Here is a 1746-nt window from a genome sequence, read left to right as displayed (position 1 = left end):
CTTCGGCGGGGCGGGAGCGTCAATGGGCACCGAGGAGTGCTTCGACTCCGGGGGCTTCTCCTTGACGGCCGGGATGGAGCCGGTCAGCTCGGCGACGGAGATACCGCCCTCCTCCAGGCTGCGGCGACGACGACGGCGCGGGGCCTCTGTGTCCCCCGATTCGCGTCCTGCGCGGGCGAGCAGCTCGGCGACAGTCAACTGCTTGTTCTCGTCGCTCATGGTCACGTCCTTTCCTCGGGGAGCGGATCAAGCCCCTTGTCGATGCGACGGAGAATAACTCCCTCGCGCAGCGCCCAGGGGCAGATTTCGATGCTCTCCAGGCCCAGGGCACGCATGCTCGCCTCGGCGACGAGCGCACCGGCGACGATCTGGTGCGAGCGGTCGGAGCTGATGCCCTCCAGCTCGGCGCGGTCGGCGGCGGTCATGCGCGAAATGAAGGCGATGAGCTGGCGCAGGCCGGGAGCGGTGAGGGTGCGCTTGATGTAGGGGCCCTCGGCGCTGGGGGCGGCACCGGTGAGGCGGGCGAGGGTGCGGAAAGTCTTGGATGTGCCCACCGCCAGGCCGGCGGCACCGTAGGCACGCATCTGACGGGCGGGTTCGGTCAGCTCGGCGTCGATGTAGTCGCGGAGCAGGTTGATCTTCTTGCGCTCCGGCGGGTCGGTGTCGAACCACTGATGGGTGAGGCGCCCGGCACCGAGGTCAAGCGAGATCGCCACGTCGGGGGTTTCATCGGAACCGGTGGACAGCTCGAGGGACCCACCGCCGATGTCGAGGTTGGTGATACGCCCGGCAGACCATCCGTACCAACGGCGCACCGCGAGGAAGGTCAGCTTCGCCTCGTCCTCACCGGAGAGGACCTCGAGGCGCACGCCCGTATCCTTCTCGACGGAGTCCAGCACATCGGCGGAGTTCGTCGCCGAACGCACCGCGGATGTCGCGAACGACATCACCTCCGAGCAGCCCAGCGTCGTCGCGAGGTCGGAGGCCTCGGCCACCGCCTTCGTGAGCCGCTTGATGCCCTTGTCGCCGATGGCGCCGTCGCCGTCGATAAGCTCAACGAGTCGCAGGCTCGTCTTCCAGTCGCTCATGGGGGTCGGATGTCCGCCATTGCGGGCATCGACCGCCACCATGTGGACAGTGTTGCTGCCCACGTCCAATACACCTAGTCGCACATGTCCAAGGGTAGACGGTCTAACGTGACCAAGTGTGAATCGCCCACTTTCCTCCCCGGTTTTTCTCGGGTTCCCGCACACGTCGCCGGCCGGCAGGCAGATTCTCGCCGCGGCGGAGGTGGCCCCCGATTTCCCCCGCGAGTGGTACGAGTTCGTCAACCCGGATGATCCACTGCACACCTTCCAGATCGATCTGACCTGGGTCGAGTCGCACTACACCTGCCATTTCGGGCAGGAGGCGTGCCAGAGCATCGACTTCTCCCAGACGGATATCGGCTGTTGTGTCCACGGTGCCTACCTGGCCGACGAGACCGACCGCGATCAGCTCTACAACGCCGTCCACGACATGCCCGCAACATACTGGCAGCACCGCCCTCAGGGGGTGGACGACTACTTCGCGACGAGCGAAGCCGTCGACCTCGAGCCCTGGCTGGAGTGGGATGACGACGTGGAGGAGCCGTCCCTCAAGACGAGGACCGTGGGCGGGGCGTGCATCTTCGCCAACCGCGCAGGCTGGGAGACAGGCACCGGGTGCGCCATCCACCAGTGGGCGGTGGCCGAGGGGCGGGACCTG

General features: G+C 67.0%; 1 protein-coding gene and 2 pseudogenes. 1 reads left to right on the top strand and 2 read right to left on the bottom strand.

Translation table 11 applies throughout. The features are described 5' to 3' along the window. Both Q4F73_RS12105 and Q4F73_RS12100 read right to left on the bottom strand, forming a co-directional pair. A pseudogene (locus tag Q4F73_RS12105) lies at window positions 1-219 on the bottom strand (hypothetical protein); the annotation flags it as partial. A gap of 2 nt (window positions 220-221) precedes the next feature. Beyond that, window positions 222-1172: a Ppx/GppA phosphatase family protein gene (locus Q4F73_RS12100; RefSeq protein ID WP_303359594.1), complete on the bottom strand. Its 951-nt coding sequence runs from the start codon at window positions 1170-1172 to the stop codon at window positions 222-224. Window positions 1173-1206: 34 nt separating this feature from the next. On the opposite strand from Q4F73_RS12100, the pseudogene Q4F73_RS12095 reads away from it, so the two are divergent. Further along, a pseudogene (locus tag Q4F73_RS12095) lies at window positions 1207-1746 on the top strand (hypothetical protein); the annotation flags it as partial.

The sequence above is a fragment of the Corynebacterium sp. genome (genome assembly GCF_030535495.1).
GTDB lineage: Bacteria > Actinomycetota > Actinomycetes > Mycobacteriales > Mycobacteriaceae > Corynebacterium.
This window is presented reverse-complemented; position numbering and strand designations above follow the sequence as displayed.